The 25,426-nt window shown below is 70.9% G+C and carries 31 protein-coding genes, 1 other RNA gene and 2 pseudogenes; 23 read left to right on the top strand and 11 right to left on the bottom strand.

Annotated elements, in window-relative coordinates; all coding sequences use genetic code 11:
• Window positions 1–103 precede the first annotated feature (103 nt).
• On the top strand, window positions 104–895 hold the full coding sequence (locus H8B08_RS04825) for a tRNA1(Val) (adenine(37)-N6)-methyltransferase (RefSeq protein ID WP_187449069.1): 792 nt from the start codon (window positions 104–106) through the stop codon (window positions 893–895).
• Between the two features lie 10 nt (window positions 896–905).
• Window positions 906–1,001 (top strand): annotated as a pseudogene (locus H8B08_RS19060) (hypothetical protein); the annotation flags it as partial.
• On the opposite strand, the gene H8B08_RS04820 reads toward H8B08_RS19060, so the two are convergent.
• The 3 genes and pseudogenes from H8B08_RS04820 to ilvC all read right to left on the bottom strand — a co-directional run bounded on the left by H8B08_RS04820 (window position 1,002) and on the right by ilvC (window position 2,690).
• Complete coding sequence (locus H8B08_RS04820) at window positions 1,002–1,565, bottom strand: nucleoside 2-deoxyribosyltransferase (RefSeq protein WP_187449068.1); 564 nt, start codon at window positions 1,563–1,565, stop codon at window positions 1,002–1,004.
• Window positions 1,566–1,605: 40 nt separating this feature from the next.
• Window positions 1,606–1,691, bottom strand: a pseudogene (locus H8B08_RS19515) (hypothetical protein); the annotation flags it as partial.
• A 9-nt stretch (window positions 1,692–1,700) separates the two neighbouring features.
• Window positions 1,701–2,690: a ketol-acid reductoisomerase gene (gene ilvC, locus H8B08_RS04815; RefSeq protein ID WP_370545404.1), complete on the bottom strand. Its 990-nt coding sequence runs from the start codon at window positions 2,688–2,690 to the stop codon at window positions 1,701–1,703.
• 22 nt (window positions 2,691–2,712) lie between these two features.
• Here ilvC and H8B08_RS04810 point away from each other — a divergent pair, with 22 nt between their 5' ends.
• From H8B08_RS04810 to H8B08_RS04800, 3 genes are read left to right on the top strand one after another with little or no spacing between them, the layout of a single operon-like run.
• Window positions 2,713–3,255, top strand: coding sequence for a DUF924 family protein (locus H8B08_RS04810; RefSeq protein ID WP_187449066.1), 543 nt, complete (start codon window positions 2,713–2,715; stop codon window positions 3,253–3,255).
• 56 nt (window positions 3,256–3,311) lie between these two features.
• Entirely contained in the window at window positions 3,312–4,151 is an 840-nt protein-coding gene (locus H8B08_RS04805) for a thymidylate synthase (protein WP_187449065.1), read from the top strand.
• A 2-nt stretch (window positions 4,152–4,153) separates the two neighbouring features.
• Window positions 4,154–4,669: a dihydrofolate reductase gene (locus tag H8B08_RS04800; protein ID WP_187449064.1), complete on the top strand. Its 516-nt coding sequence runs from the start codon at window positions 4,154–4,156 to the stop codon at window positions 4,667–4,669.
• A 180-nt stretch (window positions 4,670–4,849) separates the two neighbouring features.
• On the opposite strand, the gene H8B08_RS04795 is transcribed toward H8B08_RS04800, so the two are convergent.
• The gene (locus tag H8B08_RS04795) at window positions 4,850–5,971 is read right to left on the bottom strand and encodes an Mrp/NBP35 family ATP-binding protein (RefSeq protein WP_187449063.1); all 1,122 of its coding nucleotides are present in this window, start codon (window positions 5,969–5,971) and stop codon (window positions 4,850–4,852) included.
• An 80-nt stretch (window positions 5,972–6,051) separates the two neighbouring features.
• On the opposite strand from H8B08_RS04795, the gene miaA reads away from it, so the two are divergent.
• From miaA to H8B08_RS04770, 5 genes are all read left to right on the top strand, one after another.
• A complete protein-coding gene (gene miaA, locus H8B08_RS04790; RefSeq protein ID WP_187449188.1) occupies window positions 6,052–6,930 on the top strand; it encodes a tRNA (adenosine(37)-N6)-dimethylallyltransferase MiaA in 879 nt (292 codons plus the stop codon).
• Between the two features lie 72 nt (window positions 6,931–7,002).
• Window positions 7,003–7,305 (top strand): hypothetical protein, encoded by a 303-nt coding sequence (locus tag H8B08_RS04785; protein ID WP_187449062.1) that lies wholly within the window; start codon window positions 7,003–7,005, stop codon window positions 7,303–7,305.
• Between the two features lie 11 nt (window positions 7,306–7,316).
• Window positions 7,317–7,682: a transfer-messenger RNA gene (gene ssrA / locus H8B08_RS04780) on the top strand.
• A 203-nt stretch (window positions 7,683–7,885) separates the two neighbouring features.
• Window positions 7,886–8,374 (top strand): SspB family protein, encoded by a 489-nt coding sequence (locus tag H8B08_RS04775; protein ID WP_255500662.1) that lies wholly within the window; start codon window positions 7,886–7,888, stop codon window positions 8,372–8,374.
• Window positions 8,375–8,458: 84 nt separating this feature from the next.
• Window positions 8,459–9,217: a C13 family peptidase gene (locus H8B08_RS04770; RefSeq protein ID WP_187449061.1), complete on the top strand. Its 759-nt coding sequence runs from the start codon at window positions 8,459–8,461 to the stop codon at window positions 9,215–9,217.
• Here H8B08_RS04770 and H8B08_RS04765 read toward each other — a convergent pair.
• Window positions 9,214–9,585, bottom strand: coding sequence for a RusA family crossover junction endodeoxyribonuclease (locus tag H8B08_RS04765; RefSeq protein ID WP_187449060.1), 372 nt, complete (start codon window positions 9,583–9,585; stop codon window positions 9,214–9,216). The two genes, H8B08_RS04770 and H8B08_RS04765, sit on opposite strands and share 4 nt — an antisense overlap.
• Before the next feature lie 161 nt (window positions 9,586–9,746).
• On the opposite strand from H8B08_RS04765, the gene fumC reads away from it, so the two are divergent.
• Window positions 9,747–11,144 carry a class II fumarate hydratase gene (gene fumC, locus H8B08_RS04760; RefSeq protein WP_187449059.1) on the top strand — a complete coding sequence of 466 codons (1,398 nt, stop codon included), beginning with the start codon at window positions 9,747–9,749 and terminating at the stop codon, window positions 11,142–11,144.
• 59 nt (window positions 11,145–11,203) lie between these two features.
• Here the strand turns inward: fumC and H8B08_RS04755 are convergent, their stop codons facing one another.
• The 3 genes from H8B08_RS04755 to H8B08_RS04745 form a co-directional block, all read right to left on the bottom strand.
• Window positions 11,204–11,599, bottom strand: a complete 396-nt coding sequence (locus tag H8B08_RS04755) for a YccF domain-containing protein (protein WP_187449058.1) — start codon at window positions 11,597–11,599, stop codon at window positions 11,204–11,206.
• Between the two features lie 95 nt (window positions 11,600–11,694).
• Window positions 11,695–11,943 carry a DUF2171 domain-containing protein gene (locus tag H8B08_RS04750; RefSeq protein WP_187449057.1) on the bottom strand — a complete coding sequence of 83 codons (249 nt, stop codon included), beginning with the start codon at window positions 11,941–11,943 and terminating at the stop codon, window positions 11,695–11,697.
• A gap of 1 nt (window position 11,944) precedes the next feature.
• Window positions 11,945–12,178 (bottom strand): DUF2171 domain-containing protein, encoded by a 234-nt coding sequence (locus tag H8B08_RS04745; protein ID WP_187449056.1) that lies wholly within the window; start codon window positions 12,176–12,178, stop codon window positions 11,945–11,947.
• A gap of 214 nt (window positions 12,179–12,392) precedes the next feature.
• Between H8B08_RS04745 and H8B08_RS04740 the strand changes: the two genes are divergently transcribed.
• Both H8B08_RS04740 and H8B08_RS19055 read left to right on the top strand, forming a co-directional pair.
• Window positions 12,393–12,575: a DUF4169 family protein gene (locus tag H8B08_RS04740; RefSeq protein ID WP_163260708.1), complete on the top strand. Its 183-nt coding sequence runs from the start codon at window positions 12,393–12,395 to the stop codon at window positions 12,573–12,575.
• Between the two features lie 76 nt (window positions 12,576–12,651).
• Window positions 12,652–12,774 (top strand): hypothetical protein, encoded by a 123-nt coding sequence (locus H8B08_RS19055; RefSeq protein WP_255500661.1) that lies wholly within the window; start codon window positions 12,652–12,654, stop codon window positions 12,772–12,774.
• On the opposite strand, the gene H8B08_RS04735 is transcribed toward H8B08_RS19055, so the two are convergent.
• Entirely contained in the window at window positions 12,771–13,646 is an 876-nt protein-coding gene (locus tag H8B08_RS04735; protein ID WP_187449055.1) for an NAD-dependent epimerase/dehydratase family protein, read from the bottom strand. The genes H8B08_RS19055 and H8B08_RS04735 overlap by 4 nt on opposite strands.
• Window positions 13,647–13,714: 68 nt before the next feature.
• Here H8B08_RS04735 and H8B08_RS04730 point away from each other — a divergent pair, with 68 nt between their 5' ends.
• From H8B08_RS04730 to H8B08_RS04720, 3 genes are all read left to right on the top strand, one after another.
• Complete coding sequence (locus H8B08_RS04730; RefSeq protein ID WP_187449054.1) at window positions 13,715–14,233, top strand: LysM and BON domain-containing protein; 519 nt, start codon at window positions 13,715–13,717, stop codon at window positions 14,231–14,233.
• Between the two features lie 75 nt (window positions 14,234–14,308).
• Window positions 14,309–16,057 carry a gamma-glutamyltransferase gene (gene ggt, locus H8B08_RS04725; protein ID WP_187449053.1) on the top strand — a complete coding sequence of 583 codons (1,749 nt, stop codon included), beginning with the start codon at window positions 14,309–14,311 and terminating at the stop codon, window positions 16,055–16,057.
• Window positions 16,057–16,401 (top strand): MmcQ/YjbR family DNA-binding protein, encoded by a 345-nt coding sequence (locus H8B08_RS04720; protein WP_187449052.1) that lies wholly within the window; start codon window positions 16,057–16,059, stop codon window positions 16,399–16,401. The genes ggt and H8B08_RS04720 overlap by 1 nt, the downstream gene beginning before the upstream one ends.
• Here H8B08_RS04720 and H8B08_RS04715 read toward each other — a convergent pair.
• Window positions 16,398–17,294, bottom strand: coding sequence for a DMT family transporter (locus H8B08_RS04715; protein ID WP_187449051.1), 897 nt, complete (start codon window positions 17,292–17,294; stop codon window positions 16,398–16,400). The genes H8B08_RS04720 and H8B08_RS04715 overlap by 4 nt on opposite strands.
• A 76-nt stretch (window positions 17,295–17,370) precedes the next feature.
• Here H8B08_RS04715 and H8B08_RS04710 point away from each other — a divergent pair, with 76 nt between their 5' ends.
• Window positions 17,371–18,255 (top strand): serine aminopeptidase domain-containing protein, encoded by an 885-nt coding sequence (locus tag H8B08_RS04710; RefSeq protein WP_187449050.1) that lies wholly within the window; start codon window positions 17,371–17,373, stop codon window positions 18,253–18,255.
• Here the strand turns inward: H8B08_RS04710 and H8B08_RS04705 are convergent.
• Entirely contained in the window at window positions 18,252–19,088 is an 837-nt protein-coding gene (locus tag H8B08_RS04705) for a GNAT family N-acetyltransferase (RefSeq protein ID WP_187449049.1), read from the bottom strand. The two genes, H8B08_RS04710 and H8B08_RS04705, sit on opposite strands and share 4 nt — an antisense overlap.
• Before the next feature lie 110 nt (window positions 19,089–19,198).
• On the opposite strand from H8B08_RS04705, the gene H8B08_RS04700 reads away from it, so the two are divergent.
• From H8B08_RS04700 to H8B08_RS04675, 6 genes are all read left to right on the top strand, one after another.
• Window positions 19,199–20,731 (top strand): UbiD family decarboxylase, encoded by a 1,533-nt coding sequence (locus H8B08_RS04700; RefSeq protein ID WP_187449048.1) that lies wholly within the window; start codon window positions 19,199–19,201, stop codon window positions 20,729–20,731.
• Between the two features lie 80 nt (window positions 20,732–20,811).
• Entirely contained in the window at window positions 20,812–22,185 is a 1,374-nt protein-coding gene (locus H8B08_RS04695) for an MATE family efflux transporter (RefSeq protein ID WP_187449047.1), read from the top strand.
• Window positions 22,186–22,262: 77 nt separating this feature from the next.
• Entirely contained in the window at window positions 22,263–22,751 is a 489-nt protein-coding gene (locus H8B08_RS04690; RefSeq protein WP_187449046.1) for a hypothetical protein, read from the top strand.
• Between the two features lie 69 nt (window positions 22,752–22,820).
• Window positions 22,821–23,225: an MAPEG family protein gene (locus H8B08_RS04685; protein ID WP_187449045.1), complete on the top strand. Its 405-nt coding sequence runs from the start codon at window positions 22,821–22,823 to the stop codon at window positions 23,223–23,225.
• Window positions 23,226–23,272: 47 nt separating this feature from the next.
• The gene (locus H8B08_RS04680; protein WP_187449044.1) at window positions 23,273–24,613 is read left to right on the top strand and encodes a TldD/PmbA family protein; all 1,341 of its coding nucleotides are present in this window, start codon (window positions 23,273–23,275) and stop codon (window positions 24,611–24,613) included.
• Complete coding sequence (locus H8B08_RS04675) at window positions 24,610–25,395, top strand: 3'(2'),5'-bisphosphate nucleotidase CysQ (RefSeq protein WP_187449043.1); 786 nt, start codon at window positions 24,610–24,612, stop codon at window positions 25,393–25,395. Before H8B08_RS04680 ends, H8B08_RS04675 begins: the two co-directional genes overlap by 4 nt.
• The last annotated feature ends 31 nt before the right edge of the window (window positions 25,396–25,426 follow it).

Below are 25,426 nucleotides of genomic sequence, written 5' to 3'. Positions count from 1 at the left end.
GACCGACTGGCGGCCCCGCGTCAACGCGGCGCACAATGGTTAGGCGCCCTTGCAGGGTCAAGCCGCCCTAGCACCTGAACTGCTCCGCTCCCAGCTCTGTTGCATGACCGAACACCTCGACGCGCCGCCTCTGGAACAACCGCTGGTCACCGACGACCGCCTGCTCGACGGGCGCGTGCGCCTGCTGCAACCGGCTAAGGGCTATCGCGCCGGCATGGACGCCGCCCTGCTGGCCGCCGCGGTCGACGCCAAGCCCGGCGAGCGCGTGCTGGAGGCCGGCTGCGGCGCCGGCGCGGTGCTGTTCCAGGCCGCCTCGCGTTCGCCCGAGGCCCGCTTCACCGGCGTGGAGCGCGATCTTGAGGCCCTCGCCCTGGCCGAGCGCAATATCGGCCTGAACGACGCGGAAGGCCGAGTGCAGGTGCGCGCCGGCGACGTGGGCCGGGGATTCGCCGCCCACGGCTTCCTGGCGCCCGGCGAGCCGCCCTTCGACGTGGCGATCGCCAACCCGCCCTTCTTCGACGACCCGAACGCCCTGCGCGCGCCCCACCCCAGCCGCCGCGCCGCCTGGATCGCCGACACCGGCCTGGACGCCTGGACCCGCTTCCTGCTTAAGGCGGTGCGCGAGGGCGGGCGGATCGTGGTCATCCACCGCGCCGACCGGCTGGCCGACCTGCTGGCCCTGCTGGGCGCGACGGCCGGCTCGTTCCAGATCCGCGCGATCCATCCCTTCGCCGACGCCCCGGCCAAGCGGGTGCTGGTGCAGGCGGTGAAGACCGGCAAGGCGCCCCTGCGCATCCTGCCGCCGCTGGTGCTGCACGCCCGCGGCGACGCCCGGAAGCACACGCCGGAGGCGGAGGCGGTGCTCCGCGGCGAGGCGGGGCTGGGGTGGATGTGAGGGGGCCGAAATCCTCGTCCTTCGACAAGCTCAGGATGAGGATTTCTACTGCGGCCCTAATAGCCCTCATCCTGAGCTTGTCGAAGGACGAGGGCGGTCCCGCCGCCTAATCCGCGTAGAGCTTGAGCGCGTCGAGCACCAGCTCCAGGCCGGTCAGGTCGCGCAGCGGGTCGGGCGTGACGATCACGTACAGACGCCGCGCCTCCGCCCACAGCATCAGGTTCTCCGGCAGGCCGAAGTCCTCGACGGTGCAGCCGTAGCTGTCGCGCCACTCGCCGTCGGCGTCGATCTCCGCGCCGATCATCCGCTCGACGCGGTCGCGATGGTCGGCCTCTTCCTCGTCGACCACGTTCAGATAGGCGAACACCGGCTTGCCCAACGCCGCGGCGAAGCCGACCTCGAAGGCGGTGCCCGCATCGCAACCCGGCCCGCGCCAGGGGGTCAGGTTGGCCACCACCGCGTCGCAGCGGCGGATGCGGGCGATGCTCTCGGCGTAGATCTCTCGCGCCATGGCTTCGGACGGCTCGGTCTCGACCAGATTGTGGTCGAGCGCCGTGATCCCGACGAAGCCGGCTTGGTCGCACAGGTCGCGCTGGCGGCGCGCATGCTCCTCCGCCTCCGGGAACCAGAGGTCGGGGCCGAGCAGGCAGACGGTGGAGATGCGCCGCATGGCGACGTTCTAGCGGAGCGGCGGGCTGGCCGCCACGGGGCCGCCCTCGTCCTTCGGCAAGCTCAGGATGAGAGCTACTGGGCCGCAGTAGAAATCCTCATCCTGAGCCTGTCGAAGGACGAGGATTTCGGCCCCTCACTCCCCCGCCTTCGCCGCCACCTCGGCCAGCCGCCGGCCGGCCGCCTCGATCGGGCGTTCGCCGAGCGCGCGCCGGCGGGCCAGCAGTTCGGGGAAGCCGGCGTCGTAGTCGGCCATGAACTTCTTCACGAACCCCCCGTCCTGCACGTCGTCGAGCACGCCCTTCATGGCGGCGCGGGCGGCCTCGCCGATCACCCGCGGGCCGGTCTGGTAGGCGCCGTACTCGGCGGTGTTGGAGATCTTCTCGAACGCCCCGGCCACGCCGCGGGCGAACATCAGGTCGACCACCAGCTTCAGCTCGTAGAAGCACTCGAACCAGGCCACCTCCGGCGGATAGCCGGCCCTGACCAGGGTCTCGAACGCGTCGTTGACGAGCTCCGGCACGCCGCCGCACAGCACCACCTGCTCGCCGAACAGGTCGCTCTCGCACTCGTCGCGCATGGTGGTCTCGAGAATGCCCTTGCGCCCGCAGCCCAGGCCCGCGGCGAACGACAGGCCCAGCGCCTTCGCATTCCCGGTGGCGTCCTGGTGCACCCCGAACAGGCAGAACACCCCCTCGCCTTCCACGTAGAGATCGCGGATGCGCGGGCCGATGCCCTTGGGCGAGACCAGCACCACGTCGAGGTCAGCGGCCGGCGCGACCAGGCCGAAGCGCACCGACAGGCCGTGGGCGAACACCAGGCAGGCCCCGGGCTTCAGGTGCGGGGCGATCTCGTCGCGGTAGAGGTCCCGGTGCGCCTCGTCCGAGGTCAGCAGGGCCAGCACGTCGGCCCAGCCGGCCGCCTCGGCCACGGAGACCACCTCGAATCCGTCCGCCCGCGCCGCGTCGGCCGACTTGCCCTCGCGCACGCCGATCCGGATGTCGCCGACGCCGGAGTCGCGCAGGTTCAGCGCCTGGGTGCGCCCCTGACTGCCATAGCCGACCACGGCGACCTTGCGGCCGCGGATCAGGGACAGGTCGCAGTCGCGGTCGTAGTAAACCGGCAACGGCGTTCCTAACTGCTCAGGCATGAACGCGACTCTCTCTTCCGAACGGGTGCTGAACTTCTGGCGCGAGGCCGGTCCTAGCAAGTGGTTCCGCGGCGGCGACGCCTTCGATCACGCCTGCCGCCAGTTCGAGCCGGCCCATTTCGCCGCCGCGCGGCGCGAGCTGGACGACTGGGCCGAGACGGCCGAGGGCGCGCTGGCCCTGCTCCTGCTGCTCGACCAGTTTCCGCGCAACCTGTGGCGGGGCTCCGCGCACATGTGGGCGACCGATCCCCTGGCGCGGACGTTCGCGCACCGGGCGCTGGACCGGGGCTTCGACCGCAGCGGGCCGAGGGATCTGCGCGCCTTCTGGTACCTGCCCTTCCAGCATTCGGAGCGGCTGGCGGACCACGACCGGGGTCTCGCCGCCATGGCCGATTGCGGCGACGACGACACCAGATGGGCCCGCCACCACCGCGAGATCATCGTCCGGTTCGGCCGCTTCCCCCACCGCAACGCGGCGCTGGGACGGGAGAGCACGCCCGAGGAGCAGGCGTATCTGGCCGACGGCGGGTTTTCGGGGTGAGGCCGCGACCGCGCACCAGCTTGATCCCGACCGATTCCGGCCGGATGTTCCCCGCCATGAACGCCGTGTCCCAGCCTCTCGCCGTCGCCGCCCCGGATCATCCGGAGCGCCAGTACCTCGCCCTCCTGGCCGACATCCTGGCCAACGGGGTCGAGCGCGGCGACCGCACCGGCACCGGGACGCTGGGCGTGTTCGGCCGCCAGATGCGCTTCGACCTCGGGCAGGGCTTCCCGCTGCTGACCACCAAGAAGCTGCACCTGAAGTCGATCGTCTATGAACTGCTGTGGTTTCTGCGCGGCGAGACCAACATCGCCTGGCTGAAGGCGCACGGGGTCAGCATCTGGGACGAGTGGGCCGACGCTAACGGCGAGCTGGGCCCTGTCTACGGCAAGCAGTGGCGCTCGTGGGCGGCCCCGGACGGCCGCTCGATCGACCAGATCGAAAGGCTGGTCGAGGGCCTGAAGAAGAACCCGAACAGCCGCCGCCACATCGTCAGCGCCTGGAACCCGGCCGACGTCGACGACATGGCCCTGCCGCCCTGCCACTGCCTGTTCCAGTTCTTCGTCGCCGACGGCAAGCTGTCCTGCCAGCTATACCAGCGCTCGGCCGACGTGTTCCTGGGCGTGCCGTTCAACATCGCCTCCTACGCCCTGCTGACCATGATGGTGGCGCAGGTGGTCGGCCTGAAGCCGGGCGAGTTCGTGCACACCTTCGGCGACGCGCACCTGTATCTGAACCACGTCGACCAGGCCCGGCTGCAACTGACCCGCGAGCCGTTCCCGCTGCCGAGCATGCAGATTGCGCCGAAGACCGACCTGTTCGGCTTCGCCTTCGAGGACTTCGTGCTGGAGGGCTACCAGGCCCACCCGCACATCAAGGCTGCGGTGGCGGTCTGACCATGAGCCTGCCCCACCTCGCCCTCGTCGTCGCCCGCGCCAGGAACGGCGTCATCGGCCGTGAAGGCGCACTGCCCTGGCGGCTGAAGTCGGACCTGGCCCTGTTCAAGCAGGTGACGCTGGGCAAGCCGATCGTCATGGGCCGCAAGACCTGGGACAGCCTGCCTCGCAAACCGCTGCCCGGACGGCTGAATCTGGTGCTGTCGCGCGACGGCTCGTTCGAGCCGCAGGGCGCGATCGTGTGCGAGCGGTTCGAGGAGGCGGTGCAGATCGCCCGCGAGCAGGCGGCCGAGGACGGCGTGGACGAGGTCTGCGTGATCGGCGGCACGGCCCTGTTCGAGCTGGCCCTGCCGCGCGCCAAGCGGCTCTACGTCACCGAGGTCGACGCCGAGCCGGAAGGCGACGCGACTTTCCCGGCCTTCGACGACGCCCAGTGGACCGAGGTCCGCCGCGAAGCGCACGCGCCGGCCGAGGGCGACGACCACGGCTTCGTGTTCCGGGTGCTGGAGCGGCGGTGAATCTCCTTCTCCCCTTGCGGGAGAAGGTGGCGCGCGGAGCGCGTCGGATGAGGGGTGTCGACGCGACGTTTGAACGTCGAGCGGGACCACGCCTCTCATCCTGATAATGCGGCGCGGGCACCCCTCATCCGGCCGGCTCCGCCGGCCACCTTCTCCCGCAAGGGGAGAAGGGAAATGAACTCAGACCTTCATCGTCACCAGCCGATCGCGCACCAGCCCGGCGATCTCAAGGAAGACCTGGGCGGTCGCGCAGTCCGGGGCGGCGGCGACCAGCGGGCGGCCGGCGTCCGCGCCTTCGCGCAGCGCCATGTCGATCGGCACCTCGCCCAGGAAGCGCGCCTTGACCCGTTCGGCTTCGGCCTTCGCGCCGCCGCGGCCGAAAATCGGGATCGGCGCGCCGGTCAAAGGATCGGGGAAGTAGGCCATGTTCTCGACCAGGCCGAGGACCGGCGTGCCGATCTTCTCGAACATGGTCACGGCGCGCCGCGCGTCGGCGACCGCCACCTCCTGCGGGGTCGAGACCACAACGGCGCCGTCCAGCTTGGTCTTCTGCACCAGGGTCAGCTGCACGTCGCCCGTGCCGGGCGGCAAGTCGACGATCAGCACGTCGAGCGGCGCATTTTCCGAGCCCCAGCGCACCTCGTTCAGCATCTGGGTGATCGCCTGGCTGGCCATCGGCCCGCGCCAGATCATGGCCTGCTCCGGATCGACCAGCAGGCCGATCGACATGGCCTTCAGCCCCCAGGCCTCCAGCGGGACCATCTTTTTGTCGGCGTACTGCGGCGGATCCTTCAGGCCCAACATGGTCGGCGCCGAGGGGCCGTAGACGTCGGCGTCCAGCAGGCCGACCGACAGGCCGAGCTTGGACAGGGCGCAGGCCAGGTTGACCGCCACGGTCGACTTGCCGACCCCGCCCTTGCCGCTGGCCACCGCCACCACCGCCTTGACGTGGTCGGGCCGGCCGGCGGCGACCGGGGCCTTGGGCCGGCCCTGGTCGGCCGCGGCGTCGGACAGGCGCGCGCCCTTGGGGCGGGCCGGTGTGGACGCAGCGCCCTCGGCGGTCAGCACCACCTGGGCCCGCTCCACGCCGGGCACGGCGCGCAAGGCGGCTTCGGCCTGTTCACGGACCGGCGCGTAGAGCGCGGCGTCCTCGCGAGCGACCTCCAGCATGAAGCCGGCCCGGCCGGGCCCCAGCGCCAGGCCGCGCGCCAGCCCCGCCTGGGCCAGGCCCTGCCCGCTCTTCGGGTCGGTCACGCGATCCAGCGCGGCCAGGACGGCGTCGCGATCGGGAGTGTCGGCCATGGGGTTTTCCTTGCGGGGGCTGCAGGCGGGCTTCATATCCGGGCGCCCGCGCCGCAACGCAAGACGAAGGACACGTGAAGCTGAGCGACTCCGCCAAGGTCAGGTTGATCGCCGGCCCCACCGCCAGCGGCAAGTCCGCCCTGGCGCTGCGCGTGGCCGAGGCGACCGGCGGCGTGATCGTCAACGCCGACGCCCTGCAGATCTATCGCGACCTGCGCGTGCTGTCCGCCCGTCCCTCGGCCGAGGAGGAGGCGCGCGTCCCGCACCGGCTCTACGGCGTGGCCGACGCGTCGGAAACCTGGTCGGTCGGCCGCTGGCTGGAAGCGGCGACCGCGACGCTGGACGAGATCGCCGACGAGGGCCGCACCGCGGTCGTGGTCGGCGGCACGGGCCTCTACTTCCGCGCCCTGACCCGCGGCCTCGCCGACGTGCCCGCCATCCCCGAAGAGGTGCGTGCCGAGGCCCGCGCGCGGCTGGAGCAACTGGGCGAGGACGCCTTCCGCGCGGAACTGCGCGAGCGCGACCCGGCCGCCGCCGCCCGCATCGCGCCCGGCGACCGCCAGCGGCTGGCCCGCGCCTTCGAGGTGCACGCCGCCACCGGGCGCGCGCTCAGCGACTGGCAGGCGGACACCCAGCCCCGGCTCGCGGCCGGCAGCTACGAGGCGCTGGTGATCGAGCCCCCGCGCCATGTGCTCTACGCCCGCTGCGACGCCCGTTTCGACGCCATGCTGGCCGAAGGCGCGCTGGAGGAGGCTCGCGCCCTGCTGGCCCGCGGCCTGGGTCCGAACCTGCCGGCGATGAAGGCGGTGGGCCTGCGCGAACTGGGCCGCCATCTCTCCGGCGAGCTCTCGCTGGTGGACGCCGCGGCGCTGGGGCGCCAGGAGACCCGTCGTTACGCCAAACGCCAGCTCACATGGCTGCGCAACCAGACCCCTGAGTGGCCCAGATTTTGCGTCTGAACGCCCTTCACAGAACGAAACTACGCGCATAACGTGAAAGTCGATCAGATACGCCGATTGTTGGAGGGTGAATTGAGCGTCCGTCTGTTGTCCGCCGCCGCGCTTATCGCGTCGTCCCTGGCGTTTTCCGCGGCCGCTGCGGAAGACGCTCCCGCCGCCACCAGCACCGCCGCTACGTCGGGCGCGGCGAGCGCCACCGACACCGATCCTGACAAGATCATCTGCAAGACCGCCAAGAAGACCGGCACGCGGCTGGCCAAGCGGACCTCGAAAATCTGCAAGACCAAGGCCGAGTGGGACCGCATCGAGCTGGAAAACCAGCTGATGAACCAGGACATGCAGCGCAGCCTCGGGTCGACCGGCGCGAAGGGCTGATCGCTCCGCAGGGTCTTCCGCTTCGCCGATCGCGTCCCTATATTCAACCTGTCCGGTTTCGACCGGACTATGGGGATAAACGCGCGCGAAATAAGCGGACCGGACCCGGGTGCGATTCCCGGCGGCTCCACCATCACCTTCCTCCGCGTTATCGGCGGGAAAGCATGGGGCCGATCAGCATCGACGGACGTGTAAAGGCGTTGCTTTCTCTCGGCCTGACCCACCGTTTCGGGTCATTTACTAACTGCGAACGATAACTTCGCTGAAGAGTTCGCTGTCGCTGCGTAATGCGGCGCCGGTGAGTTCGACCTAAAGCCCTGGGGGTTCAGATCCCCAGGCGGGGCTCGGGGGAGGCCTGGCAACAGAACTCCCCCACTTTCGCCGCCTCCGCAGCGTAATCCGCAGGAAGCCGGCCCCTCTCCCTCCCGACAAGAATTTCATCGCTCGTTCACCCTCCTTGGGCGAGCGCGGCGCGTTCATTTGATGTATGCTTGCGGGTCTCGGTCGCGCCTTGGGCGAGCGGCTTTGCCGTAAGGAGCCGAGGCGTTAGTTTCCCGCGGGCTGGGCGGAAGAGGCGTAGATGGACCAAGACGGGTTTCCGAAGGACGAGATGCGCTACGACGCGCTGGCGCAGGAGGCCCTGCGCGGCGTGGTGAAGGCGGCGCTGAAACGAGCGGCCGCGCCCGAAGGGCTGCCGGGCCAGCATCATTTCTACATCACCTTCAAGACCCAGGCGCCGGGCGTCACCGTCCCCCCGGAAATCATCGCCAAGTACCCGGACGAGATGACCATCGTCCTCCAGCACCAGTACTGGGACCTCGCCCCGGGCGAGACCTTCTTCTCGGTCACCCTGAAGTTCGGCGGCCAGCCCCGCCGGTTGTCGGCGCCCTACACCGCCGTCACCCGCTTCTATGACCCGAGCGTGCAGTTCCTGCTGCAGTTCGAGGCGCCGGAGCCGGAACCCGCCGAGGCCGTGCAGCCCCACGCCGCGCCCGAGCACGCCGGCGAGGCCGCGTCCGACGAGAGCGCGCCCAAGGTCGTGTCGCTGGACCACTTCCGCAAGAAGTGACCCCGCCCCCCGGGGAACGGCGTTCTTCGGGGCTTCAAAAGCGTCGCCGTTCGAGCCTATGCTGACCGCCGCAGGGAGGAGCCCATGCGGCGATCGCTTCTGGCTTGCGTGCTGGCGCTGTTCGGATGGGCGTTCGCGCAATCGGCCGCTCTGGCGGCTGATTCGGGCGGTCCGTTCCGGGACTGGGCCGCGGTTGTAGTGGCCGGCGACTGGCGCGCCCATGAGGGACAGTCGACCGAAGCCTTCGAGAACGTCCGCCGCGACGTGGGCGCCGCCCTGCTGAAGGCCGGCTTCTCGGCCGAGAACCTGCGCGAGTATTCGCTGCGGCCGTCCAATTCCCCGGTCACCACGCCCGACCAGGTCGCCGCCGGCTTCGCCGAGACGGCCCGCAAGGCCACGGGCGGCTGCCTGTTCTACATCAGCTCGCACGGCTCGCCCGCCGGCGCGGTGTACGGCCCGAACGACACCCTCACCCCCAAGACGCTGAACCGCATGCTGACCGAGGCCTGCGGCTCACGGCCGACCGTGGCGATCATCTCCGCCTGCTTCTCGGGCGTGTTCGTGCCGACGCTGTCCGGCCCCAACCGCATGATCCTGACCGCCGCGCGCGCCGACCGCAGCTCATTCGGATGCGGCGAGAAGGACCGCTACCCGTTCTTCGACGCCTGCGTGCTGGAGTCCCTGCCGAAGTCGGCCGACTTCATGACCCTGGCCCAGGCGGTGAAGGCCTGCGTGGTGCAGCGCGAGGACGAGCAGGACATGGCCCCGCCCTCCGAGCCGCAGACCTTCGTCGGCGGCGAACTGCGCATGATGCTGCCGCTGATGCGGTTCGACCGGCCTTAGCCGCGCCGCGACACCCGGATCAGGATCCGCTCGCGCTCGCCCGGGCGGCGCTCGACCAGCAGGCGGCCGACCTGGGCGTCGTCGTGGAAGGCGTAGCCCTTGATCGAATCCAGCAGGGCCTTGGCCAGGTTGTCCAGGTCCAGCCACGGCGGCTCGCCCACGTATTCCATATAGATCTCGACCGAGAACTCGCCCCAGGCCGGGCGCGACCCGCGCCACGCCTTGCGGAAGAACTCGTAGATCAACGGCTTGTAGTACTTGGCCTGGGTGGTCAGGCCGTCGACCACCATCTCCAGGCCGCCGCCCTCCTCGCGGGCGCGCACCTTGCCCCAGGCGATCCAGTCGGAAGCGGAGCCTTCCGCGCTCATCAGGCGAAGCTCCTAGTCACAAGCGAGGCCGAACCTTTAAGTGGTCGCTGAACCCGCCGCCACTACGGATCGCCATGTTCCGCTTCCTCTCCGCCTTGTTCGGCCGCCGTCGCGTGCTAAACCGCGCGCCCGTCGAACAACCGCAAGCCGAGGCCCTCCCCATGTCGCCGCGCACGACCCGCACCGAGACAGACACCTTCGGACCGCTGGAGGTCGCCTCCGACAAGTACTGGGGCGCTCAGGCCCAGCGCAGCCTCGGCAACTTCAAGATCGGCTGGGAGAAGCAGCCGGAGCCGATCGTCCGCGCGCTGGGCGTGGTCAAGCGCGCCGCCGCCGAGACCAACATGGCGCTGGGCCGCCTCGATCCGAAGATCGGCGCCGCCATCGTCCAGGCCGCGAACGAGGTGATCGAGGGCCGACTGACCCCGCACTTCCCGCTGGTCGTGTGGCAGACCGGCTCGGGCACCCAGTCGAACATGAACGCCAACGAGGTGATCTCGAACCGGGCGATCGAGATCCTGGGCGGCGAGATGGGCTCCAAGAAGCCCGTCCACCCCAACGACCACGTCAACATGAGCCAGTCGTCCAACGACACCTTCCCGACGGCCATGCACGTGGCCTGCGCCGAAGAGATCGTGAACCGCCTGCTGCCGGCGCTGCGCATCCTGCACAAGGCGCTGGACGACAAGGCCAAGGCCTGGGCCCACATCATCAAGATCGGCCGCACCCACACCCAGGACGCCACCCCGCTGACGCTGGGCCAGGAGTTCTCGGGCTACGCCATGCAGGTGCAGCTGGGAATCGAGCGCATCGAGCAGACCCTGCCGCGGCTGATGGAGCTGGCCCAGGGCGGCACCGCCGTCGGCACCGGCCTGAACGCCCCGGTCGGCTTCGCCGAGATGGTCGCCGAGAAGATCGCCGGCATCACCGGCCTGCCGTTCAAGACCGCCCCGAACAAGTTCGAGGCCCTGGCCGCCCACGACGCCATGGTGTTCAGCCACGGCGCCATCAACACGGTCGCCGCCTCGCTGTTCAAGATCGCCAACGACATCCGCTTCCTGGGCTCGGGCCCGCGCGCGGGCCTGGGCGAACTGAGCCTGCCGGAAAACGAGCCGGGCTCCTCGATCATGCCGGGCAAGGTCAACCCGACCCAGTCGGAAGCCCTGACCCAGGTCTGCGTGCAGGTGTTCGGCAACAACGCCGCCATCACCTTCGCCGGGTCGCAGGGCCACTTCGAGCTGAACGTCTTCAACCCGGTGATGGCCTACAACTTCCTGCAGTCGGTGCGGCTGGTGGCCGACGCCTCGGTCAGCTTCGCCGAGAACTGCGTGGTCGGCATCGAGCCGCGCCTCGACAACATCCAGTCGGGCCTGGAGCGCTCGCTGATGCTGGTCACCGCGCTCGCGCCCAAGATCGGCTACGACAACGCCGCCAAGATCGCCAAGACCGCCCACAAGAACGGCACCACGCTGCGCGAAGAAGCCGTCGGCGGCGGCTACGTGACGAACGAAGAGTTCGACGCGGTCGTTCGTCCGGAGAAGATGATCGCGCCGGAGTGATCCGGTCCAGGATCAGCTGAAACGAAGGCCCGCCGAAGCGATCCGGCGGGCCTTTTTCGTCAGCGCTTGTCGACCACCACCTTGCCGATCGGGGCCAGGGCCACGCCGGCCAGCTCCAGGTCCTTCAGGGCGAAGGGGATGCCGATGATCGAGACGAACTCGGCCACGGCGATCAGCAGGTGCGAAAGCGCGATGTACCAGCCGCCCAGCACGAACCAGATCACGTTCAGCACGCAGCCGACCGGCCCGGTGCCGATGTCCTCGCCGCTGACGTGCTCGCGCGAAATGATCTCCCGACCGAACGGCCAGGCCGCGAAGCCGGCGATCCGCCAGGCGGCGGCCGTGTAGGGCAGGCCCACGACGGTGATGGCCAGCAGCAGGCCGCCCAGCAGCCAGAGCAGGCCGGAAATCCAGCCGCCGAGAATGAACCAGACGACGTTCAGCAGAAAGCGCACGGACGGTCTCCGAAGCTCGAACCCTGTCCAAGCCGTGCTTCAGAACCGCCCGGCTGTCGAGCGGGCGGGCGATTAATTCGGCGTAAGCCGGGCCGCTACTGCACCGGGCGCCAGCGCGCCTCGGCCTCGGACTGGGTGCAGTTCAGAAACACCTTGCGCTCGTTGGGCGCGACCCGGTCGACCCAGTCGAACGGGATCAGGTGGTGCTTGCCGTCCACCGCCTCTGAGTCGCGGCGGGTCAGCTTGATGTCGCGGTCGAGCACATGATCGACGTCGCCGACGTGGCGGCCGTCCGACCCGATGACTTCCATGTGCTCCTGGATGGCGTAGATGTCTGCGGTCATGTCAGTGCTTCGCGTGCCAGCTGGCCTTGGCTTCCTCACGGGTCACGTTCAGGTGCACCGCGTCGTCCACACGGTCGACCCAGCTGGTGGGGATCATGTGGTGCTTCAGGCCTGAGCCGAAGTCGAACCGGGCGAGCTCGATCTCAGTGCCCAGGATGTGGTCCACGCGGCCGACGTGGCCGCCGTCGGAGGCGATGACCTCCATGTGTTCGCGAATGGAGCTGGTGTCGGCCACGGCGGTACTCCTCTACTGACACGGCCCCGGATGCGTGCGCGACGGCGATCCGGACCCGCCTGTGGTCTCCGCGGGAGAACGGCGGCCGGACGGCCCCCGTTCCAGCCCCTATTCCGGCAGGCGGCGCTTGCCCCAGGCGCCCGGATGCGCCGATATCGTCTTCATCGCCGATCCGCCCAGCGGGGCGCTTTTTGATGGGAACGGAGGCTGACCGGTGGGCGAAATCGTCAACCTCAACAAGGCCCGCAAGGCCAAGGCCCGCGACGCCGACAAGGCGCGCGCGGTCGAGAACCGCGCCAAGCACGGCCGCACCAAGGCCGACCGCGCGGTGGACGAAGCCGAGCGCCAGCGCGCCCGCAAGGCGCTGGACGCGCACGAACGCGAAGACCAGGACTGAGCTAACCGCGTTCGCCCAGCCCTTGCCGTCGGAGCTTCGCCGCGTCATCGTCCCCGTACGGCTGAGGGACACCACGATGGCCAAGGGCAAGGACGACGAACGCAAGAAGGACGGCCTGCTGGCCCTCTTGATGCTGCGGGCCGGCAAGCGGCGGACCGACGCCGCCAAGTCCGGCAAGGACCCGAAGAAGGACGATTAAGGCGCGTCGAAACGCGGCCTAAACGCACGCGGGGCCCAGCCCAGGTCGCGCTCGGCGTCCGCGCCGTCGAAGGCCAAGTCCTGGTCCATCCGCTCGCCCATCTCCGCGCCGACGCCGGGCAGCAGCGGCGCGGCCACGGCCAGCCCCGCCCGCCAGACGGACTTCGGCACGCTGAGAATCCGCGGCGTGCGACCCAGCCCCGCGAACACCCGCTCCGCCATAGCCCGATAGCTCAGGGTCTCGCCGCCCGGCAGGTCGTAGGCGCGCCCGAACGCGGCCTCCCGCCCCAAGGCCTCCACCGCAGCGGCCGCCAGGTCGTCCGCGTGAACCGGCTGGCGCAGGCCCCGCGCGTGCCCTGACAGGGGCAGCACGCCGAAACGCCGGGCCAGGCCCGCCAGGCGGCTGACGTTGCGGTCCAGGCCCTCGGCGTAGATCAGGGTCGGACGCAGGACGGTCCACGCGACGCCGCACGTCGCGCAGAACGCCTCCACCCTCGCCTCCCCGTCGGCCAGGCGGGCGGCGACGGCGCGCTCCGCCGGATCGGGCGAACGCTCTTTCGTGAAGCGGCTGGTCGACGAGAACGCGACCAGCCGGGTCATGCCGCGGTCGCGCAGCGTTTCGAGCACGCGCGTCGACAGCAGCCAGATCGGCGACAGGCTGAGCACCTCGCGCGCCGCCGGCAGGGCGGCGAGCTCCGGTCCCTCCAGGTCGGCGCCGATCCAGTCCACGTCCGGCTGCGCCTCCCCCGGCCGCCGGCTCACGGCCGCCACGCGTCGGCCCGCCGCCGCCAGTCGGGGCAGGGCGAAGCGGCCGACCAGGCTGGTCGCGCCCAGAACCGTAACAGGGAACGATCCGTCGCCCGCGAACGTCATAAGCCCGCCTTCCGCGCGGGCGGCCAGCCCTCGCCCGCCACCGGCTTCAGTATCGATCGGAGACGCAGATGGGACTGTTCAACTTCGCGCGCGACGCCGGCGAGAGCCTGCGCCACGCCATCGGCATGGGCGGACCGGACGAGAAGGATCTGACCCAGGCGCTGCAGAAGCACGGCGTCACGCTCCAGAACCTCGACCTGAAGGTCAAGGGCGAGACGGTCACCATCAAGGGAATCGCCGACAGCCAGTCCGAACGCGAAAAGGCCATCCTGATCGTCGGCAACGTGAAGGGCGTGGAGAAGGTCGACGACGACATCCGCATCGCCGCGCCGACCGCCGCCCAGGTCCGCACCGCCGTGCCGCAGACCAACCCGCAAGCCGGCGCGGCCGCCGCCCCGCCGCCGCGCATCGAGCCGGAAAGCCAGTTCTATACGGTGAAGCCCGGTGACACCCTGTCGGCCATCGCCCAGCAATTCTACGGCTCGGCCAACAAGTACCAGGCCATCTTCGAGGCCAACCGGCCGATGCTGTCGGATCCGAACAAGATTTATCCCGGCCAGGCGCTGCGCATTCCCGTCCAGCACTGAGCGGTTTCGCCGCTTGCCCGACGGCGACGCTTGCTCCTCTATGCGGGACGATAGTCCTGTCGTTGGGGGGCCAACATGCGTCGCCGTTCCTTCATGCTGGCCCTGCCGGCTTCCGCCCTGGCGTCCGCCGCCGCGAACGCCGCGCCGACGGTCTATCCCGGCGTCTACCCGGGCGACCGTATCTCGGGCGCCAGCTTCGCCGGCCGCTCGGCGGTCTGGGGAACGCACGGCGCGGCGGCCACCGCCCACCCGATGGCGACCATGATCGCGATCGACACCCTGCGCCGCGGCGGCTCCGCCGTCGACGCGGCGATCGCGGCCAACGCGGCGCTGGGCTTCCTGGAGCCGACCGCCAACGGCGTCGGCGGCGACGCCTTCGTCATGCTGTGGGACCCCAAGCTGAAGACCGTCGTCGGGCTCAACGGCTCGGGCCGCAGCCCGCGCGGGCTGTCGGCGGCCACCGTGCAGGCGCGCGCCCGGGACGGGCACATCCCCTCCTACGGCGCGGTCTCGGTCAGCGTGCCCGGAACGGTCGACGCCTGGTGGACCCTGCACCAGCGCTACGGAAAGCTGCCCTGGGCCGAGGTGCTGGAGCCGGCCGCCGCGCTCGCCGAACAGGGCGCGCCGGTGCCGCAGACCATCGCCTGGTACATGGACGGCAACATGAAACGCTTCACCGCGCCGGGCGCCGGCGTGGAGGAGGTCGAGAACGCGCTGAAGACCTACGCCCCCAAGGGCCACACGCCGCGCGAAGGCGAGGTGTTCAGAAACCCCGACCTGGCCCGGACCCTGCGCCTGATCGCCAGGGGCGGGCGCGACGCCTTCTACCAAGGCGAGATCGCCGAGATCATCGATCGCTACTTCAAGCGGATCGGCGGCTGGATGACCAAGGCCGACCTGGCCGCCCACCACTCGGAGTGGACCCAACCGCTGGTCTCCAACTATCGCGGCGTGCACGTCTGGGGCCTGGCCCCCAACACCCAAGGCCTGTCGACCCTGCAGATGCTCAACGTCATGGAGCAGTTCGACCTGAAGTCGATGGGCTTCCAGTCGGCCGCCTCGCTGCACCACCAGGCCGAGGCCAAGCGCCTGGCCTTCGAGGACCGCGCCCGCTGGTTCGCCGATCCCGACTTCTCCAAGACCCCGATCGAGCAGCTGACCTCCAAGGACTACGCCAAGCAGCGCGCCAAGCTGATCCGCCCGGACCGGGTGATGGACCGGGTGTTCCCGGGCGACGCGCCGTCGAAGGGCGACACCACCTACTTCACCACCGCCGACGCCGACGGGATGATGGTGTCCTTCATCCAGTCGAACTACCGCGGCATGGGCTCGGGGCTGGTGGCCGACGGGCTGGGCTTCATGTTCCAGGACCGCGGCGAGCTGTTCGACGTGAAGCCGGGCCGGCCGAACAGCTATGCGCCCGGCAAGCGGCCGTTCCACACCATCATCCCGGGCTTCGCCACCAAGGGCGACCAGCCCTGGCTGTCGTTCGGGGTGATGGGCGGCGACATGCAGCCCCAGGGCCAGGCCCAGATCATCGCCAACATGGTCGACTACGGCCTGGGCGTTCAGGAGGCCGGCGACTCGCCGCGCTGGCACCACGAGGGCTCGTCCGAGCCGACCGGCGAGCCGGCCGAGGGCGTGGGCGTGCTGCACCTGGAGACCGGCGTGCCGGAGGCGACCCGCAAAGCCCTGGCCGACATGGGCTGGAAGCTGGGGCCGTCCGACGGGGGCTTCGGCGGCTACCAGGCCATCCTGAAAGGCCCGGAGGCCTACGGCGCGGCCTCGGAGATGCGCAAGGACGGTCTTGCGCTGACCTACTGATGACCTGGGAGGAGGTCCGCGGCCTGGCCCGCGCCCTGCCCGGCGTCGAGGACGGGACCTCCTACGGCACGCCGGCGCTGAAGGTCGGCGGCAGGCTGCTGGTCCGCCTGCGCGAGGACGGCGCGACCGTGGTGCTGCAAGACATCGGCTTCGACGAGCGCGAGGCGCTGATCGAAAGCCGGCCGGACGTCTTCCACTTCACCGACCACTATCGCGACTACCCGTGCGTCCTGGCCCGGCTGACCGCAGCCGGGCCTGACGCCCTGCGCGGGCTGATCGAGCGCAGCTGGCGGGCGCGCGCGCCCAAGCGCGTGGTCGCGGCCTGGGAGCGGGACCGGCCTTAAGCGGCCTTGCGCTTGAACAGCATGTCCTTGGCCGCCAGCACCGCGCCGGCGGTGACCGCCACGCAGGCGAAGGCCACGGCCGGGGTGGCGCGGCCCTTGCCGGCCAGGAGCAGCAGCAGGGTCGACAGCAGCGGCGTGGCGTAGGCGGCGGCGCCCAGCACCTGGATGTCCCCGCGCTTCACCCCATGGTCCCAGACGAAGAAGGCCGCGCCGACCGGGAACAGGCCCATGGCCGCGACCGCCAGCCACTGGCCGGCGCCGTCCGGCCAGACCGTCCGCTCGAAGATCAGGTGACAGACCAGGCTGAGCGCCGCCGTGCCGAGGCAGAAGCCGGCCACCGCGTCGGTCGGCACCATGGTCAGACGCCGCGACAGCACCGAATAGACCGCCCAGGTGAAGGCCGCGCCCAGGGCCGCCAGATAACCGGCCGCCGCGCCGCCGCTCAGGGACACGCCGCCGCCGCTCAGCACCACCGCCGCCGCGCCGGCGAAGCCCAGCGCCGCGCCGGCCACGTGGTGCGCCTTCAGCCGCTCGCCGGGCAAGAGGCCCGACAGCAGCACGATCAGCAGCGGCCACAGGTAGTTCAGCAGGTTGGCCGCCACGGGCGGCGCGCTTTTCAGGGCGGTGAAGTAGAGGAAGTGGTAGCCGAACAGCCCGCCGACCCCCAGCGCCCAGACCTTCCACGGCTGGGCCAGCACCCGCAGGCTGCGGCCCCGCGCGAGCAGCATGACCAGCGACAGCACGCCCGCGAGGCCGAAGCACAGGGCGTTCAGCAGGAACGGCGGGGTCTCGCCCGACACCGTGGTCAGCAGGGCGAGGGTCGACCACATGGCCACCGCGCTCAGCCCCACGAAGGTGGCGCGCCGCCGCGCCGCGCCGTCCTGTTCCGACATCCCCGACTCCTCGAACTCGGCCCCGTCCTAATGCAGGCTTGTGTTGACGCAAGGGCGCCGTGATAGATCGTTTCGAATGAAAACGAACTCCCGAGCCGAGGACGTCAGCGTCCGTACGATCCAGTTCGCCGCCGACGACGGCCATCCCTTGGCCGGCGTGCTGGTCGCGCCCGCCGAGCCGACGCTGGCGGCGCTGATCACGCCGGCGACCGGCTATCCGAAGGAGTTCTACCTGCGCTTCGCCAAGGCCTGGGCGGCCAGAGGCTGCGCGGTGCTGGTGTTCGACTGCCGCGGCATCGGCGGCTCGGCCCCCGCCGACCTGAAGCGCTTCTCCATGGACTACAGCGACTGGGGCCGGCTGGACATGCCCGCCGCCCTGGACTCCCTGGCCGAAGCCGTGCCCGGCCGGCGGATCGTCCACGTCGGCCACAGCGCCGGCGGTCAGTTCGTCGGCTTCATGCGCAACCACGAACGGATCTCGCGCCACGCCTTCGTGGCGGTCGGTTCCGGCTACGGCCCGCGCCACCACCTGAGCCACCGACCGCGCGAGGTGTTCTTCTGGTGGCTGTACGGGCCGGCCTGCCTGGCGACCAGGGGCTACATCCCGGCCGGCGGCATGTGGGGCGGCACCGCCCTCCCGCGCGGCGTGTTCACCACCTGGCGGCGCTGGTCCCACCAGAGCCGCTACTTCGCCGGTGAGCTGGACCGCCGCTTCGGCTGGCACCGGTTCGGTGCGGTCACCGCGCCGATCCGCTCCTGGGCCTTCACCGACGACCCGATCGCCACCCCCGCGGCGGCGCGTGACATCCTCGAACTCTTCCCCAACGCCCCCACCGAGCTGATCGAGCGCCGCCCGCGCGACTACGGCGCCAGGCGCCTCGGCCACGACGGCGCCTTCCGCGCCGCCGGCCAGGGCGTGTGGGCCGAGGTGTGGGACTGGCTGGAGGCCGACGCGGCTTAAACCGCGCGGCGCACCATCTCCACCTGCCGCAGCGGAACCTCGAAGCCGGCGGCGGTCCAGGCCTTGGCGATCGGGCCTTCGCCCGGTTCATCGACCAGGCGTAGCGGCGTGTGCGGCCAGCGCGCGCCCAGCGCCGACAGCAGAGCCTCGGCGGCGCGCAGGTCGGCCGCGGCGGCGTCGATCAGCACCACACGCGACAGCTCCGGCACGCCGACGGCGAAGGCGGCGACGTCGTCGCCGCGTTTCACGCCGACGATCACCGCGCGCTCCTCCATAAGGGTCTTCACTAGGCTGGGCAGGCCGCGCCGCCAGGTGGGCGGGGCGGGATCGTGGGCGGCCCCGTGGGCCTGCACCACCTCGTCGAAGCTGAGCATGCAGCCCGGCTCGCCGCCGTCCGGCGACCGCCCCTCCAGCAGCAGCAGCTCGCGTTGCGCGGTGAAGCCTGCCGCCTCGTACACCCGGCGCGCCGGATTGAAGTCGATCACCTCCAGCCGCGTGCGCTTCACGCCGGCGGCGTGAAGCGCCTCGCACTGAGCTTGGATCAGCCGCCCAGCCAGCCCCTTGCGACGAAATTCCGGCGCGATCCCGAAGCCCCCGATCCAGGCCTGGTCGCCCAGCACCGCCGCCAGCGACAGGCCGAAGGTCAGGCCCTCGATCCGGCCCACGCGAGAGGCCGCGAGGCTGATCCCGGCCCGGCGGACGTGGCGGTCCAGCTGCTCCGGCTTGAAGCTGAGCGGGACGTAGTAGCCCTCGTAGGCGCGGTTCCAGAGCGTGGTCAGGGACTCCCGCGTGGACGCGTCCGCGCCCTCGAATTCCAGCACCAACTCGCTCACGAACGCCTCCGCACGCTCACTCGCGGCGGCCCATAGCCGAGGTTCGCGTCGGAAGCGTGACAGTCAAGGACAGGCGCTCTAGAGCTTCGACGCGGCGAATGGAGCGTTCGATGGCGGCCTACCGGTCTTTGCGTGAGTTCATGGCCAGGCTGGAGGCCGAGGGCGAGCTGGTGCGGGTGAAGGAACCCGTTTCCACCGTGCTCGAAATGACCGAGATCCAGACCCGCCTGCTGGCCACCGGCGGCCCGGCCGTGCTGTTCGAGAAGCCGGTGCGCGCCGACGGCGAGATCTCGCCGATCCCGGCCCTGGCCAACCTGTTCGGCACGGTCAAGCGCGTGGCCATGGGCGTCACCCTGCAGGACAAGGAGCGCACCACGGGCGCCGACCTGCGCGAGGTCGGCGAGCTGCTGGCGTTCCTGCGCCAGCCGGAGCCGCCGCGCGGGCTGAAGGGCGCGCTGGACATGCTGCCGACCATGCAGTCGGTGCTGTCGATGCGGCCGAACGTGGTCAAGAAGGCCCCGGTGCAGGAGGTCGTGCTCAAGGGCGACGACATCGACCTCACCAAGCTGCCGATCCAGACCTGCTGGCCGGGCGAGCCGGCCCCGCTGATCACCTGGCCGCTGGTGGTCACCAAGGGCCCGTCCGACGCGCGCGAGGACGACTTCAACCTCGGCATCTACCGCATGCAGGTGCTGGGCAAGGACCGCTGCATCATGCGTTGGCTGGCCCACCGCGGCGGGGCCCAGCACTACGGCCGCTGGAAGAAGGAGGGCAAACGCGAGCCCCTGCCCGCCTGCGCCGTGCTTGGGGCGGACCCGGGCACCATCCTGGCCGCCGTCACGCCGGTGCCGGACACCCTGTCGGAGTACCAGTTCGCCGGCCTGCTGCGCGGGGCCAAGGTCGACCTCGTGCCGGCCAAGACCGTGCCGCTGATGGTCCCGGCCCAGGCCGAGATCGTGCTGGAAGGCCACGTCCTGCTGGACGAGTACGCCGACGAGGGCCCGTACGGCGACCACACCGGCTACTACAATTCGGTCGAGCGCTTCCCGGTGTTCCAGGTCACGGCCGTGACCATGCGCCGGGACCCGATTTACCTGACCACCTTCACCGGGCGTCCGCCGGACGAGCCCTCGGTGCTGGGCGAGGCGCTCAACGAGGTGTTCATCCCGCTGATCCGCCAGCAGTTCCCGGAGATCACCGACTTCTGGCTGCCGCCGGAGGGCTGCAGCTACCGCATCGCCGTGGTGTCGATGAAGAAGGCCTACCCCGGCCACGCCAAGCGCGTGATGCTGGGGGTTTGGAGCTACCTGCGCCAGTTCATGTACACCAAGTGGGTGATCGTCGTGGACGACGACATCAACGCCCGCGACTGGAAGGACGTGATGTGGGCGGTGTCGACCAAGATGGACCCGGCCCGCGACATCACCGTCATCGAAAGCACGCCCATCGATTATCTCGACTTCGCCTCGCCGGAGTCGGGCCTCGGCTCGAAGATCGGCCTAGACGCCACTGACAAGTGGCCGCCGGAGACCAAGCGCGAATGGGGCGAGGAGATCCGCATGGACCAGGCCGTGGTCGACCGGGTCAGCGACATGTGGGCGAGCCTGGGCCTGCCCGGCGACGGAACGCCGATCTGGAAGTGAGCTGAGCCTTGCGCGCGGGACGGCGCAGGCGCACCGTCTCGCCCGACTTTGCTGTTCGGCCGCGGGGGGGCGGCCTCTCCATGCGTGACCTGACCCAAGGCTCCATCACCCGCCATCTGCTCGGCATGGCGGCGTTCATCGGCGTCGGCATGATCGTGCAGACGCTGTACTTCCTGGTCGACCTCTACTTCGTCTCGCACCTCGGCGAGCACGCCATCGCGGGCGTCAGCACCGCCGGCCCGGCCTGGATGGTGGTGATGGCCCTGAGCCAGACCATCGCGGTCGGCGCCCTGGCCCTCATCTCCCAGGCGCTGGGCCGCAAGGACGACGCAGACGCCGGCAGGGTCTTCAACCAGACGGTCGGCATGTCGCTGTGCACGAGCCTGCTGGTGCTGGTGCTGGGCTACAGCCTCGGCCCGATCGCGCTCGGCGCGCTGGGCGCCGACGCGGAAACCGTCGCCGCCGGCCGCAGCTATCTGACGTTCTTCCTGCCGTCGCTGGCCCTGATGTTCCCCATGGCCGCGCTCGGCACGGCCCTGCGCGCCGCCGGCGTGGCCGGTCCGCCGATGATGATCCAGACCGGCTCGGTGGCGGTGAACGCCGCCCTCGCGCCGGTGCTGATCGCCGGCTGGGGCACCGGCCGTCCGATGGGCGTGGCCGGCGCGGGTCTGGCCAGCACCATCGCGGTCGCGGCCGCGCTGGCGGTCACCCTGCTGCTGTTCACCCGCATGCAGTCGCGCCTCAAGCTCGAGCGGGCCGAGATCAAGCCGCAGCTCAAGACCTGGAGCCGCATCCTGGGCATCGGCCTGCCGTCCGGCGGCGAGTTCCTGCTGATGGCGGTGATCGCCAGCGTGGTCTACGCCGTGATCCGCGACTACGGCGCCCACGCCCAGGCCGGCTTCGGCGTCGGCAGCCGGGTGATGCAGTCGATCTTCCTGCCGGCCATGGCGGTGGCCTTCGCCGCCGCCCCGATCGCCGGCCAGAACTTCGGCGCCCGCCAGGCCGCGCGCGTGCGCGAGACGTTCCGCCAGTCGGCCCTGATCGGCGGCGCGATCATGGTCGGCCTGACCCTGCTCTGCCAGATCAGCCCCGAGCTGCTGGTCCGCCCGTTCGTCCAGGAGCCGCAGGCCGCCGCGGTGGCCGCCGCCTTCCTGCGCATAGCCTCGTGGAACTTCGTGGCGACCGGGCTGGTGTTCACCTGCTCGGGCATGTTCCAGGCGCTGGGCGACACCCGGCCGGCCTTCTTCAGCAGCGCCAGCCGCCTGCTGACCTTCGTGGCGCCGGCCCTGTGGCTGACGCACCAGCCGGGCGTGCCGCTCGAGACCTTCTGGAAGCTGTCGGTCGCCTCGGTGTTCATGCAGGCGCTGCTGAGCATCGGCCTGCTGCGCCTGCAATTGCGCAAGAAGCTCGACCAGCCGGTCGCCGCTGAGGTCGCGCCCGCCCCGGCCGGCTGACGAATTCCGGCCGCCGTCGGGAGCCGGGCGGCGACCGCGGAGTTATCGGGGCGTTCGCCGGAAGGAGGCCGACGCTCATGACCGCTCCTCGCCGCCCCGGCCCCACGGGGGCGCTGCTCCTCGCGCTCGCGCTCGGCGCGTGCGCCTACACGCCCGGCGACCTGCCGCAGGTGCACTATGCGACCGCGGCTTCGCACGGCCAGACCGGGGCCTTCTTCGCCGGTCGCCCATCCGAGCAGCAGGTCGACACCGCGGTGGCCAAATGGTCGGTGGCGATCGCCGACGCCTACGCCTGCGACCTGCCCAAGACCGAGGTGCTGCAGGCGGGCGCGGTGGCCGCGCTCGAGCTCGCCACCATGAGCTCGCTGGCCAAGGGCGGCGGCGAGCGGATGCGCCAGGAGGCGGTCGGCGACTATCTGGCCGACACCCTGCAGCTGGCCTGGTCCGATCGGCCCAAGCCGCCGGCCAACCGGTGCGCGGCGCTGAGCCGGTGGCTGCCGCAGGTCCAGCAGGAAGGCCGCGCGGCCCTGCAACGCGCCCACGAGCAGGGCCTCATCAAGTTCTAGACTGGAGTCGCCTTGCGGCGGCGTCCGAAGCTTGGCCTTATGCGCCCGTTTGGTGACTTGAGGTCGACGATGGACGTCTTGATCCCGGCGGGCGGTGCGGCTGCGTTGTGGGCCGGGCTGAACCTGCTGGTGCTGCTGGTCCTGTCGGTGCTCGTCACGCGCCAGCGCCGCCGGCATCGCGTCGCGGTCGGCGACGACGGCGTGCCCGAGCTGGTCCGCGCGCTGCGCGCCTTCGGCAACGCCAGCGAGTACATCCCCGCCGGCCTGGCCGCCCTGGCCATCCTGGCCCTGGCCGGCGCGCATCCGGCCATCGTTCACGTCGTGGGCGCGATCCTGTTCTTCGGCCGGGTCGCGCACGGCGTCGGCCTCAGCCTGAGCGCCGGCACCTCGCTCGGCCGCAGCGTCGGCATGATCCTGACCTGGATCGCCTGGCTGATGGCCGCGGTCTGCCTGCTGTTCTACGGCATGGGCTGACGGCCCGGCTTGCCCGCAGACCGGGGGTCGGTCATATCCGTCGCCCTATGTCCGAAGAACATTCCGCCCTCCTTCACGAGGTGATCGCCGCCGCGCGCAAGGCCGGCGCCGACGCCGCCGAGGCCGTGGTCTCCGAACGCCAGGCGCTGTCGGTCACCACCCGACTCGGCGAACTGGAGGAGGTCGAGCGCGAAGAGTCCCGCGACCTGGGCCTTCGGGTGTTCATGGGCCGCCGCCAGGCGACCGTCTCCGCCTCCGACCTCTCGCCCGCCACGCGCAGCCGGCTGGTGGAGCGGGCCGTGGCCATGGCCAAGCTCGCGCCGGAAGATCCCTACGCCGGCCTGGCGCCGGAGGAGCTGCTGGCGCGCGGCCCTCACCCGGACCTCGACCTCTACGATCCGACCGAGCTGTCGCCCGAGCAGATGGAAGCCCAGGCGCTGGCCGCCGAGGCCGCGGCGCGCGCGGTGCAGGGCGTCAGCAATTCGGACGGCGCCTCCTCGTCCTGGTCGACCGGCGCCTGGCGGCTTGTCACCTCCACCGGCTTCGAAGGCGCGCACCGCGGCAGCGCCTTCTCGCTGTCGGCCAGCGTCATCGCCTCCGACGAGAACGGCATGGAGCGCGCCGGCGAGGGCCGCACGGCCCGTAACCTCGGCGACCTGCCCTCGGCCGAGGCCATCGGCCGCGACGCGGGCGAACGGGCGGTCAAGCGCCTGGGCGCGCGCAAGATCGCCAGCTGCACCGCGCCGGTGATCATCGAGAACCGCATCGCCGCCGGCATGCTGTCGGCCCTGGTCGGCGCCATTTCCGGCCCGGCCGTGGCGCGCGGCACCTCCTTCCTGAAGGACAAGCTGGGCCAGCGGGTGTTCGCCCCCGGCTTCCAGGTCGTCGACGACCCGTTCCGGCCGCGCGGCCTGTCCTCCGCCCCCTTCGACGACGAGGGCGTTCGGGTGGAGAAGCGCTCCATCATCGAAGACGGCGTGCTGACCACCTGGCTGCTGAACTGCTCGGCCGCCGCCCAGCTGGGCATGACCTCGACCGGACACGCCACGCGCGGCCTGGCGGGACCGCCGGGGGTGTCGACCCACAACCTGCACGTCACGCCCGGCAAGCTGGACCTGAGCGGCCTGATGCGAGACGCCGGCTCGGGCCTCCTGGTCACCGCCATGTTCGGCCCGTCGCTGAACGCCAACACCGGCGACTGGTCGGCCGGCGTGTCGGGCTACTGGTTCGAGGGCGGCGAGCCGGCCTATCCGGTCACCGAGATCACCATCGCCGGCAACCTGGTCGACGTGTACGGCCGGCTGATCCCGGGCTCGGACCTGGAGTTCCGCGGCTCGACCAATTCGCCGTCGCTGATGGCCGACGCGATCGCCATCGCCGGCCGATGACCGACGACCTGGTCCTGCTCCGGGACGCGGCCCTGGAGGCGGGCCGGATCGCGCGCGAGCACCGGGAACGCGGCCTGAAGATCTGGTCGAAGTCCGGCGGCTCGCCGGTGACCGACGCCGATCTCGCGGTCGACAAGCGCCTGCACGACATCCTGCTGGCCGCCCGGCCGGACTACGGCTGGCTGTCGGAGGAGACGGCGGACGACCCCGCCCGCCTCTCGCGGCGGCGGCTGTTCGTGGTCGACCCGATCGACGGCACCGTGGCCTTCATGAAGGGCAAGCCGTGGTGGACCGTGGCCCTGGCCGTCGTCGAGGACGAGCAGCCGGTCGCCGCCGTGGTCTACGCCCCGGCCCTGGACGAGCTCTACGAGGCGGCCGCGGGCCAGGGCGCGCGGCGCAACGGCCAGCCGATCCGGGCCTCGGACGCCGACAGCCTGGAAGACGCGGCCATGCTGGCCGACGCCAAGCTGTTTGAGCGGGACATCTGGGCCGATCCCTGGCCGGCCATGCGCTTTGAGAAGCGAAATTCCATCGCCTACCGCATGGCGCTGGTGGCGGCCGGCGCCTTCGACGCCGCCGTCGCCCTGTCGCCCAAGCACGACTGGGACGTCGCCGCGGGCGCGCTGATCGCCGCAGAAGCCGGCGCGATCACCACCGACCACCGCGGACGACCGTTCCGCTTCAACCAGCCCGTGCCGGCCCAGCCCAGCCTGGTCTGCGCCGCCCCGGGCGTGCACCCGTTGATCTTGTCCCGCTGCGCGCCTATCAGCCTGCCCGAATAGCGCGTCCGCCGGTCCGGCTCGGCGCGTCTCC

Source organism: Caulobacter sp. 17J80-11, from assembly GCF_014349105.1.
Taxonomy (GTDB): domain Bacteria; phylum Pseudomonadota; class Alphaproteobacteria; order Caulobacterales; family Caulobacteraceae; genus 17J80-11.
This window is presented reverse-complemented; position numbering and strand designations above follow the sequence as displayed.

Excerpts from the sequence above, each read along its gene's own strand:
- H8B08_RS04825 (WP_187449069.1), top strand. The coding sequence starts at position 104 with ATGACCGAACACCTCGACGCGCCGCCTCTGGAACAACCGCTGGTCACC.
- H8B08_RS04820 (WP_187449068.1), bottom strand. The coding sequence starts at position 1,565 with ATGCGGCGCATCTCCACCGTCTGCCTGCTCGGCCCCGACCTCTGGTTC.
- H8B08_RS04810 (WP_187449066.1), top strand. The coding sequence starts at position 2,713 with ATGAACGCGACTCTCTCTTCCGAACGGGTGCTGAACTTCTGGCGCGAG.
- H8B08_RS04805 (WP_187449065.1), top strand. The coding sequence starts at position 3,312 with ATGAACGCCGTGTCCCAGCCTCTCGCCGTCGCCGCCCCGGATCATCCG.
- H8B08_RS04800 (WP_187449064.1), top strand. The coding sequence starts at position 4,154 with ATGAGCCTGCCCCACCTCGCCCTCGTCGTCGCCCGCGCCAGGAACGGC.
- H8B08_RS04795 (WP_187449063.1), bottom strand. The coding sequence starts at position 5,971 with ATGGCCGACACTCCCGATCGCGACGCCGTCCTGGCCGCGCTGGATCGC.
- H8B08_RS04775 (WP_255500662.1), top strand. The coding sequence starts at position 7,886 with ATGGACCAAGACGGGTTTCCGAAGGACGAGATGCGCTACGACGCGCTG.
- H8B08_RS04770 (WP_187449061.1), top strand. The coding sequence starts at position 8,459 with ATGCGGCGATCGCTTCTGGCTTGCGTGCTGGCGCTGTTCGGATGGGCG.
- H8B08_RS04765 (WP_187449060.1), bottom strand. The coding sequence starts at position 9,585 with ATGAGCGCGGAAGGCTCCGCTTCCGACTGGATCGCCTGGGGCAAGGTG.
- fumC (WP_187449059.1), top strand. The coding sequence starts at position 9,747 with ATGTCGCCGCGCACGACCCGCACCGAGACAGACACCTTCGGACCGCTG.
- H8B08_RS04750 (WP_187449057.1), bottom strand. The coding sequence starts at position 11,943 with ATGACCGCAGACATCTACGCCATCCAGGAGCACATGGAAGTCATCGGG.
- H8B08_RS19055 (WP_255500661.1), top strand. The coding sequence starts at position 12,652 with ATGGCCAAGGGCAAGGACGACGAACGCAAGAAGGACGGCCTGCTGGCC.
- H8B08_RS04735 (WP_187449055.1), bottom strand. The coding sequence starts at position 13,646 with ATGACGTTCGCGGGCGACGGATCGTTCCCTGTTACGGTTCTGGGCGCG.
- H8B08_RS04730 (WP_187449054.1), top strand. The coding sequence starts at position 13,715 with ATGGGACTGTTCAACTTCGCGCGCGACGCCGGCGAGAGCCTGCGCCAC.
- ggt (WP_187449053.1), top strand. The coding sequence starts at position 14,309 with ATGCGTCGCCGTTCCTTCATGCTGGCCCTGCCGGCTTCCGCCCTGGCG.
- H8B08_RS04720 (WP_187449052.1), top strand. The coding sequence starts at position 16,057 with ATGACCTGGGAGGAGGTCCGCGGCCTGGCCCGCGCCCTGCCCGGCGTC.
- H8B08_RS04715 (WP_187449051.1), bottom strand. The coding sequence starts at position 17,294 with ATGTCGGAACAGGACGGCGCGGCGCGGCGGCGCGCCACCTTCGTGGGG.
- H8B08_RS04710 (WP_187449050.1), top strand. The coding sequence starts at position 17,371 with ATGAAAACGAACTCCCGAGCCGAGGACGTCAGCGTCCGTACGATCCAG.
- H8B08_RS04700 (WP_187449048.1), top strand. The coding sequence starts at position 19,199 with ATGGCGGCCTACCGGTCTTTGCGTGAGTTCATGGCCAGGCTGGAGGCC.
- H8B08_RS04695 (WP_187449047.1), top strand. The coding sequence starts at position 20,812 with ATGCGTGACCTGACCCAAGGCTCCATCACCCGCCATCTGCTCGGCATG.
- H8B08_RS04690 (WP_187449046.1), top strand. The coding sequence starts at position 22,263 with ATGACCGCTCCTCGCCGCCCCGGCCCCACGGGGGCGCTGCTCCTCGCG.
- H8B08_RS04685 (WP_187449045.1), top strand. The coding sequence starts at position 22,821 with ATGGACGTCTTGATCCCGGCGGGCGGTGCGGCTGCGTTGTGGGCCGGG.
- H8B08_RS04680 (WP_187449044.1), top strand. The coding sequence starts at position 23,273 with ATGTCCGAAGAACATTCCGCCCTCCTTCACGAGGTGATCGCCGCCGCG.
- H8B08_RS04675 (WP_187449043.1), top strand. The coding sequence starts at position 24,610 with ATGACCGACGACCTGGTCCTGCTCCGGGACGCGGCCCTGGAGGCGGGC.